This window comes from Rhodoplanes azumiensis, from assembly GCF_042682915.1.
GTDB classification, from domain to species: Bacteria; Pseudomonadota; Alphaproteobacteria; order Rhizobiales; family Xanthobacteraceae; genus Rhodoplanes; species Rhodoplanes azumiensis.
In genome coordinates this window covers 84,857-100,301 of record NZ_JBHUIW010000011.1, presented here as the reverse complement: position 1 = coordinate 100,301, position 15,445 = coordinate 84,857, and the positions used below count along the sequence as shown (strand labels likewise).

At 69.8% G+C, this 15,445-nt stretch carries 16 protein-coding genes; 15 read left to right on the top strand and 1 reads right to left on the bottom strand.

Annotated elements, in window-relative coordinates; translation table 11 throughout:
• Positions 1–226 precede the first annotated feature (226 nt).
• The 9 genes from serA to ACFSOX_RS11445 all read left to right on the top strand — a co-directional run bounded on the left by serA (position 227) and on the right by ACFSOX_RS11445 (position 9,486).
• Positions 227–1,813, top strand: coding sequence for a phosphoglycerate dehydrogenase (gene serA / locus ACFSOX_RS11485; RefSeq protein WP_378477950.1), 1,587 nt, complete (start codon positions 227–229; stop codon positions 1,811–1,813).
• A gap of 559 nt (positions 1,814–2,372) precedes the next feature.
• A complete protein-coding gene (locus ACFSOX_RS11480) occupies positions 2,373–2,795 on the top strand; it encodes a DUF485 domain-containing protein (protein ID WP_378477949.1) in 423 nt (140 codons plus the stop codon).
• A 20-nt stretch (positions 2,796–2,815) separates the two neighbouring features.
• Complete coding sequence (locus ACFSOX_RS11475; RefSeq protein ID WP_378477999.1) at positions 2,816–4,510, top strand: cation acetate symporter; 1,695 nt, start codon at positions 2,816–2,818, stop codon at positions 4,508–4,510.
• A 330-nt stretch (positions 4,511–4,840) separates the two neighbouring features.
• Positions 4,841–5,179, top strand: coding sequence for a hypothetical protein (locus ACFSOX_RS11470; protein ID WP_378477948.1), 339 nt, complete (start codon positions 4,841–4,843; stop codon positions 5,177–5,179).
• 64 nt (positions 5,180–5,243) lie between these two features.
• Positions 5,244–6,455, top strand: coding sequence for a sodium ion-translocating decarboxylase subunit beta (locus tag ACFSOX_RS11465; protein ID WP_378477947.1), 1,212 nt, complete (start codon positions 5,244–5,246; stop codon positions 6,453–6,455).
• 186 nt (positions 6,456–6,641) lie between these two features.
• Positions 6,642–7,085: a secondary thiamine-phosphate synthase enzyme YjbQ gene (locus ACFSOX_RS11460; RefSeq protein ID WP_378477946.1), complete on the top strand. Its 444-nt coding sequence runs from the start codon at positions 6,642–6,644 to the stop codon at positions 7,083–7,085.
• Positions 7,086–8,378, top strand: coding sequence for a RuBisCO large subunit C-terminal-like domain-containing protein (locus ACFSOX_RS11455; RefSeq protein WP_378477945.1), 1,293 nt, complete (start codon positions 7,086–7,088; stop codon positions 8,376–8,378).
• Between the two features lie 252 nt (positions 8,379–8,630).
• Positions 8,631–8,876, top strand: a complete 246-nt coding sequence (locus ACFSOX_RS11450) for a hypothetical protein (protein WP_378477944.1) — start codon at positions 8,631–8,633, stop codon at positions 8,874–8,876.
• 298 nt (positions 8,877–9,174) lie between these two features.
• Positions 9,175–9,486 (top strand): hypothetical protein, encoded by a 312-nt coding sequence (locus ACFSOX_RS11445; RefSeq protein ID WP_378477943.1) that lies wholly within the window; start codon positions 9,175–9,177, stop codon positions 9,484–9,486.
• 111 nt (positions 9,487–9,597) lie between these two features.
• Here ACFSOX_RS11445 and ACFSOX_RS11440 read toward each other — a convergent pair whose 3' ends face one another.
• A complete protein-coding gene (locus ACFSOX_RS11440) occupies positions 9,598–9,891 on the bottom strand; it encodes a DUF1330 domain-containing protein (protein WP_378477942.1) in 294 nt (97 codons plus the stop codon).
• A gap of 229 nt (positions 9,892–10,120) precedes the next feature.
• Here ACFSOX_RS11440 and ACFSOX_RS11435 point away from each other — a divergent pair, with 229 nt between their 5' ends.
• From ACFSOX_RS11435 to ACFSOX_RS11410, 6 genes are all read left to right on the top strand, one after another.
• A complete protein-coding gene (locus ACFSOX_RS11435; protein WP_378477941.1) occupies positions 10,121–10,966 on the top strand; it encodes a lytic murein transglycosylase in 846 nt (281 codons plus the stop codon).
• Between the two features lie 78 nt (positions 10,967–11,044).
• Positions 11,045–11,644: a Uma2 family endonuclease gene (locus tag ACFSOX_RS11430; RefSeq protein ID WP_378477940.1), complete on the top strand. Its 600-nt coding sequence runs from the start codon at positions 11,045–11,047 to the stop codon at positions 11,642–11,644.
• Positions 11,645–11,796: 152 nt separating this feature from the next.
• Positions 11,797–13,302, top strand: a complete 1,506-nt coding sequence (locus tag ACFSOX_RS11425) for a sensor histidine kinase (RefSeq protein WP_378477939.1) — start codon at positions 11,797–11,799, stop codon at positions 13,300–13,302.
• Between the two features lie 29 nt (positions 13,303–13,331).
• Positions 13,332–13,745 carry a response regulator gene (locus ACFSOX_RS11420; protein WP_378477998.1) on the top strand — a complete coding sequence of 138 codons (414 nt, stop codon included), beginning with the start codon at positions 13,332–13,334 and terminating at the stop codon, positions 13,743–13,745.
• Positions 13,746–13,748: 3 nt separating this feature from the next.
• On the top strand, positions 13,749–14,795 hold the full coding sequence (locus ACFSOX_RS11415; protein WP_378477938.1) for a histidine kinase dimerization/phosphoacceptor domain -containing protein: 1,047 nt from the start codon (positions 13,749–13,751) through the stop codon (positions 14,793–14,795).
• A gap of 225 nt (positions 14,796–15,020) precedes the next feature.
• Positions 15,021–15,266: a hypothetical protein gene (locus ACFSOX_RS11410; protein WP_378477937.1), complete on the top strand. Its 246-nt coding sequence runs from the start codon at positions 15,021–15,023 to the stop codon at positions 15,264–15,266.
• Positions 15,267–15,445: the final 179 nt, after the last annotated feature.

Below are 15,445 nucleotides of genomic sequence, written 5' to 3'. Positions count from 1 at the left end.
TTCTGCACAGCATCGACCCGTCACCCTGAGGCGGCCGCCGAAGGCGGCCCTCGAAGGGCGACGGGCACCAGCCTCGGACTTCGAGGCGGTCCATCTAAACGACATTTCAGTCCGCTATCGACGGACATTGGCCGTTCATCGTTCGAGGCGGGCTTGCCCGGTCGGCGCGAAGCGCCGCCGGGTCACGCACCTCCGGATGACGGATAACGAACAGGATGCTTCCAAAATGGCTCCTCGCGTTCTCATCTCCGACGCGCTGTCTCCCGCCGCCGTGCAGATCTTCAAGGATCGCGGCATCGAGGTCGACTTCCAGCCGGCTCTCGGCAAGGACAAGGACAAGCTCGCCGCGATCATCGGCGACTACGACGGCCTCGCCATCCGCTCCGCCACCAAGGTGACGCCGAAGATCATCGAGCAGGCGAAGAAGCTGAAGGTGATCGGCCGCGCCGGCATCGGCGTGGACAATGTCGACATCCCGGCCGCGACCGCCAAGGGCATCATCGTGATGAACACGCCCTTCGGCAACTCGATCACCACGGCCGAGCACGCCATCACCATGATGCTGGCGCTGGCCCGCGAGATCCCGCAGGCCGACGCCTCGACCCAGGCCGGCAAGTGGGAGAAGAACCGCTTCATGGGCGTCGAGATCACGGGCAAGACGCTCGGCGTGATCGGCTGCGGCAACATCGGCTCGATCGTCGCCGACCGCGCGCACGGCCTGAAGATGAAGGTGATCGCGTTCGATCCGTTCCTGTCGCCGGAGCGCGCCGTGACGCTCGGCGTCGAGAAGGTCGAGCTGCCGGAGCTGTTTCGCCGCGCCGACTTCATCACGCTGCACACGCCGCTCACCGAGAAGACCAAGAACATCATCTCGGCCGAGGCCATCGCTTCGATGAAGAAAGGCGTGCGTATCGTCAACTGCGCCCGCGGCGGCCTCGTCGACGAGGCGGCGTTGCGCGCCGCGCTCGATTCGGGCCACGTCGCCGGCGCCGCCTTCGACGTGTTCACCGAGGAGCCGGCGACCACCAACGTGCTGTTCGGCCATCCGAACGTGATCTGCACGCCGCATCTCGGCGCCTCGACGACCGAGGCGCAGGAGAACGTCGCCCTGCAGGTCGCCGAGCAGATGTCCGACTACCTGCTCCAGGGCGCCATCTCCAACGCCGTGAACTTCCCGAGCATCACGGCCGAGGAAGCCCCGCGCCTGAAGCCGATGGTCGATCTCGCCGAGAAGCTCGGCTCGTTCGCCGGCCAGCTCACCGAGACCGGTCTCACCAAGGTGCAGATCACCTACGAGGGCGAGGTCGCCACCATGAACACCAAGGCGCTGACCTCGGCGGCGATCGCCGGCCTCCTGCGCCCGATGCTGCAGGACGTCAACTTCGTCTCGGCCCCGGTGATGGCCAAGGAGCGCGGCATCGTGGTCGAGGAGGTCACCCGCGAGCACGAGGGCGATTACGAGAGCCTGATCACCGTCACGGTCGTGACCGAGCGGCGCACCCGCTCGGTCAGCGGCACCGTGTTCGCCGACGGCCGGCCGCGCATCGTCAACATCAAGGGCATCCGGGTCGACGCCGAGTTCGGCAAGTCGATGCTCTACGTGACCAACGACGATGCGCCCGGCTTCATCGGCCGCTTCGCCTCGCTGCTCGGCGAGGCCGGCATCAACATCGCGACCTTCGCGCTCGGCCGCGACGCGCCCGGCGGCAACGCCATCGCGCTGGTCGAGGTCGACGGCGAGGTGCCGGCCGACGTCCTCGACAAAGTCGGCAAGATCCAGAACGTCCAGCAGGCCCGCGCCCTGCGGTTCTGAGCCTTCCCTGCCCCGACGACGATCCGACGGGCCCGCTCCGCGGGCCCGTTTTTTTTTACGCATCCGCGACGATGTGGACAGGTCGCTGCGGTCCGCTTGTGCCGATGTGCAAAACAAGTGCCGCCGCGCCCCCTGCGAAAGTCTGCCTCCGCCGTCGTCCTCCCATGACAAAACGCAAAGCGGGTGGGTCCGCGATCTGATCCGATCGCAACCATTGCTTGCCGATCCGCTCGCATCGGACTGCCGGCCCGGTCGCCGGACATGCGGACCGCCGGTGCGGCTCCGCCCACTGCCGAAAGCCAGCTCCGGGACTCGCTTCGCCGACGTGATCAGGTCGCGGCGGCGGCACCCGGACCAGACCCGACATGCCCGGCCGCGACCCCGTCGCGGCTGCGATGTCGCACATCGGCGAGAGGGTCGCGTGTCGGCCCGGGCCGCGTGCCGGCCCAGACCGCGTGCCGGCCCAGGACGGCGGCCCGCCACGGGCCGGAGGGGAAACGTCGTGAGTCACGAGTGCAACGAGGACGCTCCAGAGAGGACGCCATGAGGAGGGACCGCCATGAGTGAGGCCGTCTATGCGCGCATCCGCGCCAATCCGAAGTTCCGGCAGCTCGTCGAGAGCCGCGGCCGGCTCGCCTGGACGCTGGCGAGCATCGTCCTCGTGCTGTTCTACGCCCTGGTGCTGACCATCGCGTTCGCGCCCGGCGTGATCGGCAGCCGGGTCGCCCCGGGCTCGACCCTGTCGGTCGGGATCGCGGCAGGCCTGTTCCAGTTCGTCTTCTTCTGGCTGCTCACCGCGCTCTACGTGAGCAAGGCGAACACCACCTACGACACGCTCACCAGCGAGGTCGTCCAGGACGCCGTCGCCGCCGAGGTGGCCGCGAGCCGCGAGACCGCCACCAAGGAGGCGCTCGCCGCCGAGACGGTCGTCGCGGTCGTGCACGAGCGGCCCCGCGAGGCTTCGGGAGGAGCACGCCGATGACCCGCACACCGACGACGGAAATGTCGACGATCCGCGCCACTGCGCATCGCGCCGCCGGCGCGGCTCTCGGCACCCTCGCGGCGTCGCTCGCCGGTCCGGCGCTCGCCGCCGGCCCGGCGGTCGGCGAGGCCGCCAAGCAGGCGACCAACTGGCACGCCATCGTCATGTTCGTCGCCTTCGTGAGCCTGACGCTCGGCATCACCTACTGGGCCGCCAAGCGCACCCGCTCGGCGGCGCACTTCTACACGGCGGGCGGCGGCATCACGGGGCTTCAGAACGGCCTCGCGATCGCCGGCGACTACATGTCGGCGGCGACGCTGCTCGGCCTCACGGCCATGGTCTACACGACCGGCTACGACGGCTACATCTACATGATCGCCTTCTTCGTCGGCTGGCCCATCATCCTGTTCCTGATGGCCGAGCGGCTGCGCAATCTCGGCCGCTACACGTTCGCCGACATCACGTCCTACCGGCTCGATCAGGGCCGGGTGCGCACCATGGCGGCGGTGTCGTCGCTCACCGTCGTGTGCTTCTATCTGGTCGCCCAGATGGTGGGTGCCGGCCAGCTCATCAAGCTCCTGTTCGGGCTCGACTACGTCTACGCGCTGTTCATCGTCGGCGGCCTGATGATGGTCTACGTCACCTTCGGCGGCATGGTCGCCACCACCTGGGTCCAGATCATCAAGGCCTGCATGCTGCTGGTCGGCGGCACCCTGGTGATGGTGCTGGCGATGAGTCGCTTCGGCTTCAGCTACGCCACCGTGGTGAACGAGGCGACGTCGATCCACAAGCTCGGCTTCAAGCTGTTCCAGCCCGGAGCGCTGCTCGCCGACCCGGTCAACGCCGTGTCGCTCGGCATCGGCCTGATGTTCGGCACCGCCGGCCTGCCGCATATTCTCATGCGGTTCTTCACCGTGTCGGACGCCAAGGCCGCGCGAAAATCGGTGCTCTATGCGTCCGGCTTCGTCGGCTACTTCTTCAACGTGATCTTCCTGATGGGACTCTGCGCCATCGTCATCGTCGGCACCAACCCGGCCTATTTCGAGGGCGGGCAGATCGGCGGCAAGATCATCGGCGGCGGCAACATGGTGGTGATGCACCTCGCCAACGCGGTCGGCGGCGATCTGCTGCTCGGCTTCCTGGCGGCGGTCGCCTTCGCCACCATCCTGGCCGTGGTGTCGGGCCTGGCGCTCGCCGGCGCCTCGGCGATCGGCCACGATCTCTACGCCCGCGTGATCATGAAGGGCAAGGCGACCGAGCAGGCGGAGCTGCGCGTCTCCAAGTTCGCCTCGATCGGGCTCGGCCTCGTCGCCATCACGCTCGGCATCCTGTTCGAGAGGATGAACGTCGCCTTCATGGTCGGGCTGGCCTTCGGCATCGCCGCCTCGGCGAATTTCCCGGTCCTGATCCTGTCGATGTACTGGCGGGGGCTGACGACGCGCGGCGCCGTGATCGGCGGCTACACCGGGCTCGTCTGCGCGGTGGTGCTGGTGGTGCTGTCCAAGCTCGTCTGGGTGCAGGTGCTCGGCTTCGCCAAGCCGATCGTGCCCTACGACCAGCCGGCCCTGTTCTCGATGCCGCTCGCGTTCCTGGTCACCATCGTCGTGTCGATGCTCGACCGCAGTCGGCAGGCGGCGGCCGAGAAAGCGGCCTTCGAGGACCAGTATGTCCGCGCGCAGACCGGCTTCGGTGCCGCCGGCGCGGTCGCGCACTGAAACGGCCGAGCCGACGGCCGCACGACTGCGGGCCCTCTCGCGACGCGCGAGAGGGCCCGTCCGCCCGGCCGGCGATCGCGCCGTTCGGCCCGGCGTCATACCGCTGTCACGCCAGCTCCGACCGCACCGGCCGGCGCTCGCCTGCGACATTGTCTCATGCCGGTGCCGCCTTTCGCGCCGCACCCCGTGTCCGTCCGGACATGACGGCATCCCGTAAAAGCGGTTGCCGCGCGGCCTGCCGCATCGCACACTCTGCCCGAATCGCGACCGTGAAACGGGCCTGGACCGCATGTGCATCGGCGCACCTGCGGCCTGCGACGGAGTATGCTCATGGGACACCTCGCCCTCTCGGCGCTCGGCAAGGGCCTGTTCTCGTTCGTGCTGATGGCCGTGCTGGCGGCCATCTGCGCCGTCATCATCCGCGGCATCGTGCTCCTGCTGGCCCGCTCCCGGCCGAAGGCGCCGGTCGTCGCGCCACAGCTGACCGTGCCGATGCCGAAGCCCGTGGGCGAGGAGGAATCGGACATCGTCGCCGCCGTCATCGCCGCCGCCGCCCATGTGGTGACGACGCCGCACCGCATCGTCTATCTGGCCGAGCAGAAGCGCAGCGCGAACTGGATCAGCGAGGTCCGCGCGCGCCATCACGGCGGGCACAGCCCTCATCGCTGACCCGAAGCCGGCGCGAGCCGCCGACCGTCACGCAACCCGTCCGAGTCCAGCAGAGCACCACGGCATGCCCGACATCGCCTTTCTCGACCTGTTCCAGGGCATCGCCACGCTGGTCAGCGCGGAGCCCACCATCCTGATCGGCCGCATCGCCCTGATGGCGCTCGGCGTGCTGCTGATCTATCTCGGCCAGCGGGGCGTCCTCGAGGCCCTGCTGATGATCCCGATGGGTCTCGGCATGGCGACCGTCAACGCCGCCGTGCTGTTCCTACCGGGCGGCAAGACCGGAACGCTGTTCCTCGATCCGCTCGCCAGCGGCACCGACGAGGTGATGACCCAGCTCCAGGTCGACTGGCTGCAGCCGATCTACACCTTCGCGTTCTCCAACGGGCTGATCGCCTGCCTGGTGTTCCTCGGCATCGGCACGCTGCTCGACGTCGGCTACGTGATGCAGCGGCCGTTCCGCTCGATGTTCCTCGCCGTCTGCGGCGAGCTCGGCACCCTGGTCGCCTTCCCGCTCGGCGTGCTGATGGGGCTGACCGACAAGCAGGCCGCCGCGACCGCGACCATCGGCGGCGCCGACGGCCCGATGGTGCTGTTCACGTCGCTGATTCTCGCGCCCGAGATCTTCGTCCCCATCACGGTGGTCGGCTATCTGTATCTCGGCCTCACCTATGGCGGCTATCCGTACCTGATCAAGCTGGTGGTTCCGAAGCACTTGCGCGCCATCGCGATGCCGCCCGACACCAAGCGACCGATCACGGCGAGCGAGAAGATGGTGTTCGCCGTGGTCGCTTGCCTGCTCCTGTCGTTGCTGTTCCCGGTCGCTGCACCGCTCTTCCTGTCGCTGTTTCTCGGCGTCATCGTGCGCGAGAGCGGGCTCTCCTATTTCTACGACCTGTTCTCCAATCAAATTCTCTACGGTGCGACCTTCTTCCTCGGCCTGGTGCTCGGCGTGCTGTGCGAGGCGAGCACCATCCTCAATCCCAAGGTTCTGATCCTCCTGGTGCTCGGCATCGTCGCGCTCACCTTCTCGGCGCTCGGCGGCCTCGCCGGCGGCTACGTGCTGTATTGGCTGTCGGGCGGCAAGTACAATCCGGTGATCGGCATCGCCGCCGTGTCCTGCGTGCCGACCACGGCCAAGGTGGCCCAGAAGGTGGTGACGGAGGCCAACAAGAACGCGATCGTCCTGCCGCACGCGCTCGGCGCCAGCATCTCGGGCGTCATCACCAGCGCGATCTTCGCGGCCGTGCTGGTGAGCGTTCTGAAGGCGAGCTGAAACGGCACGCTGCGGACGCGCCGCCGGCGGGAGCGGGCGTTTCGCGGGCCCGGCCGGGCGTCCGACCCGACCGGGAGGGTTTGCCTCGCTGCGCCCCGCGCGATAGACAGGGGCGTCCGGGGATTGCGCCCCGTCCTTCGGCCCGCGGCCTCGCCGCGCCTCGGGCGCGCCGCACGGAAGACCCCGATGCGTATCGTCAAGCACAGGATCACGGTCGCCACCACGGCGCCGATCGAGATCATCGACCTCACGCCGCAGGTGCGCGACTGGCTCGCCGGCACCGGCGTCGTCGACGGCCTGCTCACCGTGACGACGCTCCACACCACGGCGCGGCTCAACATCAACGAGCGCGAGGAGCGGCTCCAGCGCGACATGGTGACGTTCCTGAAGCGCCTGGTGCCGCGTGACGGCGACTACTTGCACAATCTCGACACGGTCGACGGCCGCGACAACGCCCATTCGCATCTGCTCGGCCTGTTCATGAGCTCGACCGAGAGCATTCCGGTCGCCGACGGCAAGCCGGTGCTGGGCGACTGGCAGGCGATCTTCTTCGTCGAGCTCGACGGGCCGCGCGAGCGCCGCGCGATCGAGCTGCAAGCCATGGGCGCGGAAAAATCCTCGGGGGCGTGAGTGAACGCGGACGACATCGTGGGCTTCTTCGCCCGCCGGCAGGATCTCGATCCCGAGCTCTACGTCGAGCTCGACTTCGCCTTCGAATGCGCCGGCGATCCACGCGAGGCGGCCGCGCATCTCGCCAGCGAGCAATCGACGGCGCAGTGGCGCCGCGTCGGCGTCGACGAGGATTTCCGCCCGCGCTTCGCCGCCAAGGTGGTGGATCTGGACGCCACGCCGCGTGAAACCTTCAGCGTGCCGGTGGACGGCGTTCCGGCGACCGACGTCCATCACGTGCGGGTGACGCTCGCGCATCCGCACGGCAATTTCGGGCCGCGGCTGCCGAACCTGCTGTCCGCCGTGTGTGGCGAGGGCGTGTTCTTCGTGCCGCGGATCCCGCTGATCCGTTTCCTCGACATCCGCTTCCCGGTGTCGCTCCTGGCCGCCTTCGAAGGGCCACGCTTCGGCATCGCCGGGCTTCGCGGTCTGTTGCGGGCCTACGACCGGCCGATCTTCTTCGGCGTCATCAAGCCCAACATCGGGCTGCCGGCCGAGCCCTTCGCCGAGATCGGATACCAGGCGATGGCGGGCGGGCTCGACATCGCCAAGGACGACGAGATGCTGGCCGACGCGCCGTGGTGCCCGCTCGCCGAGCGCGCCGCCCTGCTCGGCGACGCCGCCCGCCGCGCGAGCGCGGAGACCGGCGCGCCGAAGCTGTATCTCGCCAACATCACCGACGAGGTCGACCGGCTGATCCCGCTGCACGACCTCGCGGTGGCGCGCGGCGCCGGCGCCGTGCTGATCAACGCGATGCCGGTCGGGCTCTCGGCGGTGCGGATGCTGCGCGCCCATGCGAGCGTGCCGCTGATCGCGCATTTCCCCTTCATCGCCTCGTTCGCAAGGCTGCCCTGGTACGGCATCCACGCGCGCGTGCTGACGCGGCTGCAACGCCTCGCCGGCTTCGATGCGGTGATCATGCCGGGCTTCGGGCCGCGCATGATGACGCCGGAGGCGGAGGTGCAGGACTGCATCCGGGCCTGCCTGGAGCCGATGGGCGACATCCTCACGAGCCTCCCGGTGCCGGGCGGCAGCGACTCGGCCGCGACGCTCGAACGGGTTTTTTCGAAGGTCGGTGGAGTCGATTTCGGCTTCGTGCCAGGGCGCGGCGTGTTCGGCCACCCGATGGGACCGGCGGCGGGGGCGGCGAGCCTGCGCCAAGCCTGGGACGCGATCGCGGCCGGCGTGCCGGTCGAGGAGCGCGCCGCCGCCCATCCCGAGCTCGCCGCCGCGCTCGCCGCTTTCGGGGGCTGACCGGGCGGCCGGCGACCCCGTCGGCGACGCCAGCCCGAGAGCGGTCGCACGTCCGGGCGCGCCGCGGGCTGTGACAAGACTGTCACGCGAACGCAATTTAAGGCCCTGTGAAGCCACTCTTCAGGAAATTTAATTAGTATCAGCGCTGCAGTTGTGGCACCTTTTGCCCAATCCGTCCCGTGTCGTGACAGGCGCGTGACAATGGCGCCGCTGCCGCCGCGGCGCCTGGCAAGAAGCGGAAGGGGAAACTCCATGCGCGACGACGACACCCGCCATCGGCACGCCACCACCTGCCGAACCTGCGGCACCCCGGTCGCGGTGCCGGTCTTCTTCGACACCCGCGGGCACCACTATTGCTCGCCCGACTGCGGCGAGAATGTCGGCCTGGCGCATGGCCACGCCCATCCGCATGCTTATCAGCATGCTCATCCGCAAGCTTACCCGCACGCTTATCCGCAGGTGCCCGTCCACGCGCCCGCCGCGATGGAGATGCACTGAACCGCTCGGCCGCTCTCGAACGGCCATTCGGCCGGCGAGGAACCGGATCTCGCCCGATCCGCCGGCGCCTGAAGGGCGACGGTTCGGGCCGCAGCCGTCGGAGCTCGCTGCGCGAGCCCCCGACGGATGACGGGACGGGGTTCGGAACTGCGGCAGACGGCCGACACCGTGGTGGCTGCATGCGGCGGCCACCGACCCCGACCCGCAGGCGACGACCGCGGCGCGCGCCCGCCGCCTCCGCATCGTCACGGTCAGCGGCAAGAGCGGCCTGCCGCCACCGTTCCGGCAGGTTCTCGACGTGATCGGTCAGTGGGACTGGTTCGGCGCGTCGAACTCGCGCCCCGACCTGGAAGCCGACCACCCGGTGCCGCGCGCCTGGCACACCACCAATCCGGAGTTCCCGCTGGGACTCGGGATCGACGTGAAGGCGGCGCTGCGTCACGTGCTGCCGATGTTCGATCAGCCGCGACCGGCCGGCAAGGCGGCGATGCCGCTGTTCGCCGACCTGTCGCAGCGCGCCACCGCGGCCCTCGCCACCGCGGCCCTCGCCGCCGCGGCCCTCGCCGCCGCGGCCCTGAACGGCCGGGCGGGCCCGGGGCCGACCAGCTGAGCGGCCGGTCTCCGCCGGCCCGTGGCGCTTCGGCCCGCCGCGCATCGGGCGCGTGATCGCCCGATGCGGCGGGCCGTGCGGCTCACGCCGCGCCTTTCACGTCGTGTCGCGTCACTCCACGCCTTCGACGAAGCGCATGTCGCGCACGGCGCCGTCGGCCAGCACCTCGAGCGCCTTCTGGTAGCCGGGGCTGTCGTGGCAGGCGATCGCGGCCGCGAGGCTCGGGAACTCGCCGACGACGACGCGCTCCTTGACGCCCTGCTCGTGGGCGACGGCGGCCGGGCCACGGCACAGATAGCGGCAGCCGTGCTCGGTCATCACCGGGCCGGCGAGCGCCGCATAGGCGGCGACCTTGGCGGGATCCTTGATCGAACGATAGGTGGTGACCCAGTAGCCCTTCGGCATGGTGGCTCCGTTGCTCGAGACGCATCGCGGGTGGCGGCGGCGTGCCGTCGTCCCGACCGCACCATAAAACATCGTCCCGCCCCGGGCAGCCGGGCGGTCCGCGGATCTGTCGCGACGCCGGTGCACGGGAAGGGCGCCACGGCGTCGCAAACTGCCCGTCGAACCCGCCTTTTCCCCGCCGCACCCGCGTGCCACTCTCGCCCCGACATCGATCGACACGGGGACCGGAATGGCCTTTGCGAAATCTTTCGTGCGCCGCGGCGCACGCGCCTGTCTCGTCGCGTTCTCCGGTCTCCTCCTGGCGAGTCTCGTCGCCGTGGCACCCGCTCGCGCCGCCCCGTGCGGCGGCGACTTCGACACGTTCCTGGCCGCGATGGCGCGCGAGGCACAGGCGCAGGGCGTCTCGCGCGCCGTGATCGAGCAAGCCTTCGCCGGCGTCACGCCCGATCCGGCCGTCCTCGCCTTCGATCGCCGCCAACGCTACACCTTCAAGAAGAGCTTCGAGGAATACGCCGCGACCCGCGTCATCCCGGCCCGTATCAAGCGCGCCCGGGCGCTGATGCAGAAGCACGCGGCGCTCCTCGGCCGCGTCGAGCGCCAGTTCGGCGTGCCCAAGGAGCTCCTGATGGCGATCTGGACGCTGGAGAGCGACAACGGCACCGGCGACATGGGTAAGCTGCCGGTGATCCGCACCATCGCGACGCTGGCGCACGACTGCCGCCGCACCGAGCTGTTCCAGGGCGAGCTGATCGCCGCGCTGAAGATCCTCCAGCGCGGCGACCTGCCGCTGCGCGACATGATCGGCGCCTTCGCGGGCGAGCTCGGCCAGACCCAGTTCCTGCCGTCCTCCTACATCAAATACGGCGTCGACTACGACGGCAACGGCCATGTCGACCTGCGCCACAGCGTGCCGGACGTGCTCGCCTCGACGGCCAATCTCCTGAAGGTCAACGGCTGGCAGCCCGGCGCGCCGTTCGGCGAGGGCACGCAGAACTTCGAGGTGATGCGCGAGTGGAACCGCTCGGTCATCTACCGCAAGACCATGCACCTGTTCGCCGAGCGCCTGACCGAGTGAGGCCTGCGATGCGGCACCGTGGCCGGCGCGTGGCGCGCGACGTTCCGGGCCGACGCCCGTCGTGCCAGCATGGTCCTCATGAACGAGGTTCTCCGCCCCCCCGATCCGCCCCTGACGACGCAGGCCGCCGAAGGCCTGATGCGCCGGCGCTGGAGCGTCGCCGAGATCGAGGCGATGGTGAAGGCCGGCGTCATCGCCGAGGACGAGCGCTTCGAGCTGATCGGCGGGGAGGTGGTGCCGATGTCGCCGAAGGGGCTCCGCCACGAGCGGATCAAGGTCGATCTCGCATTGTATTGGGTGCCGCGCCTGCCCGAGGATCTCGCTGTCGCTCAGGAGACCACCTTCCGGCTCGATCCCGACACGTTCCTGGAGCCGGACTTCGTCTTCTTCCGCCGCGCCGACGGGCTGGAAAATCTCTCGGCCGAGACGGCGTTGGCCGCCGTCGAGATATCGGACTCGCGCCTCGTCTACGACCTCGGTCGCAAGGCCCGACTCTATGCGGCGTTCGGAATTCGGGAGGTCTGGGTCATCGAGACCGACGGGCTCGTCGCCCACGTCCACCCCAGCCCCGAACCGGAGGGGTTTCGCGAGAAGGTCACGGTCGACCCGGACGAGCCGCTGCGGCTCGGCTTCGCCCCGACGCTCGATCTGCGGCTGCGCGACCTCCCGCTCCTCTGACGGCGGTACATGGATAGCGTTAACGTGCTCGTCACGCAGGCGAATCCGGCGCGGCGCCGGACCTTTGCCGGCGCGGGCTGGCGAGCCGCGGAGAGCACCCTATATGAGCCGGATTGCCGTCTCGGCGGCGCCGGACGGCCGAAAACTCCCGCATGCCGATCTCGAAGCTCGCCCTGATCCGCTCGACCGTCGCCGCCTTGCTGGTCGGGCTGGCGGCGCTGCTCGCCATCGTGGTCACCACGCTGTGGCTGGTGGCCGACACGCGCGTCTATTCCGACCTGTCGGTCAAGGTGCGCCAGCAGCGCGCCGCGCTCGCCGACCTGCGCAGCCTGATGCAGGACGCCGAGACCGGACAACGCGGCTATCTGCTCACCACCGACGATCCCTATCTCGGCCCTTACGAGCGGGCGCGCCGCGGCCTCGTCGACCAGATCGACCTGGTGCGTCGGCGTCTCGCTTCCGAACCGACGGTCGCGGCACCGATCGCCCGCCTGTCCGAGATCGTCTCGGCCAAGCTCACGGAGATGGAGGAGACCATCGATCTGGTGCGCGCCGGCCGCCGCGACGAGGCGGTCGCCATCGTGCGGACCGACCGCGGCCGCGAGCTGATGGACGAGGCGCGCGCCATCCTCGCGATGCTCATCGGCGACGCCGAGGGGCGCATCGCGGAGGCCGTGTCCCACCAGTCCAAGACCATCTCGACCCTGTACTGGATCACCATCCTGGGCGCCCTCGCCATCGTCGCCGTGGTCGGCGGCGCCGCCTGGATGGCGATCGCCTACACGCGCCAGCTCGTCGCGGCGCAGGAGGAGGTGCGGGCTCTCAACGCCAGCCTGGAGCAGCGGGTCGCCGAGCGCACCGCCGATCTCGGCCGCGCCAACGACGAGATCCAGCGATTCGCCTACATCGTCACCCACGACCTGCGGGCGCCGCTCGTCAACATCATGGGCTTCACCAGCGAGCTGGAGGGGAGCCTCGGCGCCATCCGCGGCTGGATCGAGAAGACCGGCGTACCCGACGACGACCCGGTCGCCGCCGAGGCGCGGATCGCGGCGACCGAGGACGCGCCGGAGGCGCTCGGCTTCATCCGCTCCTCGACCCGCAAGATGGACGGGCTGATCAACGCCATCCTGAAGCTCTCCCGCGAGGGACGCCGCACGCTGCGGCCGGAACGCATCGAGCTCGGTGCACTGCTGGAGACCGCGGCGGAGAGCATCCGCCATCAGGTCGTCGAGGCCGGCGGCGAGGTGACGCTGTCGCCCGGCCTGCCGTCCGTGGTCTCCGACCGGCTGGCGCTCGAGCAGGTGTTCGGCAACCTGCTCGACAACGCCGTCAAGTATCGCAGCCCCGACCGCCCGATCCACATCCGAATCCGGGCGACGCCGGAACCGGGCCAACGCATCGTCGTCGAGGTCGAGGACAACGGCCGCGGCATCGCGCCTCAAGACCACGAGCGCGTGTTCGATCTGTTCCGCCGCTCCGGCGCACAGGATCAGCCCGGCGAGGGCATCGGCCTCGCCCATGTCCGCGCCATGGTGCGCAATCTCGGCGGCGACATCACGCTCGCCTCCGAGGTCGGGCGCGGCACCACTATGAAGATCAACCTGCCGCGCGACCTCCGCCAGGTCGCGCGTGCCGTCGGGAGTGAACGGACGTGAACCAGAACGCGAGGCCGGTCCGGATCGTGATGATCGAGGACGACGAGGGGCATGCCCGCCTCATCGAGAAGAACATCCGGCGCGCCGGCGTCAACAACGAGATCCTGCCGTTCACCAACGGCACCGACGCGCTCGACTTCCTGCTCGGGCCGGACGGCTCGGGGGAGGTCAGCGCCGGGCGTCAGCTCCTCGTGCTGCTCGACCTCAACCTGCCGGACATGACCGGCATCGACATCCTGGAGCGACTGAAGTCCAACCCGCACACGCGGCGCTCGCCCGTCGTGGTTCTCACCACCACGGACGACGCGCGAGAAATTCAGCGCTGCTACGACCTCGGCGCCAACGTGTACATCACCAAGCCCGTCAACTACGACGGCTTCGCCAACGCGATCCGCCAACTCGGCCTCTTCTTCGCCGTGATGCAGGTTCCGGAAACCGACTGATCCATGCCCAACTCGCCCGTCACGGTGCTGCATGTCGACGACGATCCCGGCCTCGCGCGCCTGGTGCAGAAGGCGCTCGGCCGGCGCGGCTACGCGGTCGAGCGGGTGACCACCGCCGAGGAAGGCTTCACGCGGCTCGCGCGCGGCGGCATCCAGGTGATCGTGCTCGACCACTTCCTGCCGACCGGCACCGGGCTCGACATGCTGGCCCAGCTGAAGGAGCTGCCGGCGGCGCCCCCCGTCGTCTATGTCACGGCCTCAGGCGAGACCTCGGTCGCGGTCGCGGCCCTCAAGGCCGGCGCCGCCGACTACGTCTCGAAAAGCGTCGGCGAGGAGTTCATGGCCCTGCTCGAGAGCGCCATCGACCAGGCGCTGGAGAAGGCCCGGCTCGCCGCCGCGCGCGACCGCGCCGAGCGCGAGATGCGTGAGGCCAAGGAGCGTGCCGAGGTGCTGCTGCACGAGGTCAACCACCGCGTCGCCAACTCGCTCGCGCTGGTCGCCGCCCTCGTCCACATGCAGGCCAAGGAGATCAGCGATCCGGCCGCCCAGGCGGCGCTGCGCGAGATGCAGGCCCGCATCATGGCGATCGCCGGCGTGCATCGCCGCCTGTACACGTCCGGCGACGTCCGCTCGGTGGAGATTTCCGAGTATCTCGGCGCCCTGCTCGGCGACCTCGAGGCGACCATGAAGGCGTCCGGTCACGCCGCCACGGTCCGGCTCGCCGCCGCGCCGCTGCGGGTGCCGACCGACAAGGCGGTGTCGATCGGCGTGATCGTGACCGAGCTGGTCACCAACGCCTTCAAGTATGCCTATCCGGTTGATCGCGGCGGCGAGATCCGGGTGCGCGTCGATGCGCTCGACGACGGCCGGGCGGCGCTGCGGGTCGAGGACGACGGCGTCGGCTGGCGCGGCGAGGGGCCGGCCAAGGGCACCGGCATGGGCAGCCGCATCGTCGCCGCGATGGCGCGCGGGCTCGGCTCCGAGGTCGTCTATCCGGCGCCGGCCGGGGCAGCCGCCGGCTGCTGTGTCAGCCTCGAGTTCGCGGTGTGAGCCGGGCGTGCCGGGGTCGCGCTGCGCTGCGGCAGAAGCCGGCTTTTTCTGCCGCACCGCCGCATGCATGGCTGTGCCGCGGCACGCTTGCGATCGGGTTTGCCGTTGAGGCAGACGTAAGCCCCGTGTAAGCTCGGACCCGGCTGCCGCCGTGCTGCCCGGCCGGTTCTGGCATCCCCGTTCCGCCCCCGAACGCTCGTCCTCGATCCTGCCCGGAGACCGTCCATGAAGGCGCTGGTCCTGTATGTCGTGTTCGTCCTGATCGGCGCCGCGATCGCCGCCGGCATCAGCTACTATGTCGAGATGTACGTCTCGGTGACGGCCGGCCTGATCACGTTCCTGGCGCTGTTCTTCACCAACTTCGTGACCGCCTGGCTCGCCGTGATTCTTGCCATGGACGGCTCGCTGCGCAACGCGACGGGGCGTGCCGAGCAGCTCGAGATCGAGGCCAGGACTCGGCGCGCGCACTGACGCGGCGCGCACACTGACGCGGCGCACCCGCTGACCCGGCGCACCCACTGACCCGGCGCACCCACTGACGCGGCCCCGCCCGGTCGCCGACGCCCGCCACGGCCGCGCCGTGCGGCGCGGTTTGCCGCGGCACCGTCCGCGGGCTAAGGTCGTGTCGGTGTTTCTGCTCCGGTGATCGC

What these genes read in the sequence shown, in the direction of transcription:
- serA (WP_378477950.1), top strand. Translation starts at nt 227, where the DNA reads ATGGCTCCTCGCGTTCTCATCTCCGACGCGCTGTCTCCCGCCGCCGTG.
- ACFSOX_RS11480 (WP_378477949.1), top strand. Translation starts at nt 2,373, where the DNA reads ATGAGTGAGGCCGTCTATGCGCGCATCCGCGCCAATCCGAAGTTCCGG.
- ACFSOX_RS11475 (WP_378477999.1), top strand. Translation starts at nt 2,816, where the DNA reads ATGTCGACGATCCGCGCCACTGCGCATCGCGCCGCCGGCGCGGCTCTC.
- ACFSOX_RS11470 (WP_378477948.1), top strand. Translation starts at nt 4,841, where the DNA reads ATGGGACACCTCGCCCTCTCGGCGCTCGGCAAGGGCCTGTTCTCGTTC.
- ACFSOX_RS11465 (WP_378477947.1), top strand. Translation starts at nt 5,244, where the DNA reads ATGCCCGACATCGCCTTTCTCGACCTGTTCCAGGGCATCGCCACGCTG.
- ACFSOX_RS11460 (WP_378477946.1), top strand. Translation starts at nt 6,642, where the DNA reads ATGCGTATCGTCAAGCACAGGATCACGGTCGCCACCACGGCGCCGATC.
- ACFSOX_RS11450 (WP_378477944.1), top strand. Translation starts at nt 8,631, where the DNA reads ATGCGCGACGACGACACCCGCCATCGGCACGCCACCACCTGCCGAACC.
- ACFSOX_RS11440 (WP_378477942.1), bottom strand. Translation starts at nt 9,891, where the DNA reads ATGCCGAAGGGCTACTGGGTCACCACCTATCGTTCGATCAAGGATCCC.
- ACFSOX_RS11435 (WP_378477941.1), top strand. Translation starts at nt 10,121, where the DNA reads ATGGCCTTTGCGAAATCTTTCGTGCGCCGCGGCGCACGCGCCTGTCTC.
- ACFSOX_RS11430 (WP_378477940.1), top strand. Translation starts at nt 11,045, where the DNA reads ATGAACGAGGTTCTCCGCCCCCCCGATCCGCCCCTGACGACGCAGGCC.
- ACFSOX_RS11425 (WP_378477939.1), top strand. Translation starts at nt 11,797, where the DNA reads ATGCCGATCTCGAAGCTCGCCCTGATCCGCTCGACCGTCGCCGCCTTG.
- ACFSOX_RS11420 (WP_378477998.1), top strand. Translation starts at nt 13,332, where the DNA reads ATGATCGAGGACGACGAGGGGCATGCCCGCCTCATCGAGAAGAACATC.
- ACFSOX_RS11415 (WP_378477938.1), top strand. Translation starts at nt 13,749, where the DNA reads ATGCCCAACTCGCCCGTCACGGTGCTGCATGTCGACGACGATCCCGGC.
- ACFSOX_RS11410 (WP_378477937.1), top strand. Translation starts at nt 15,021, where the DNA reads ATGAAGGCGCTGGTCCTGTATGTCGTGTTCGTCCTGATCGGCGCCGCG.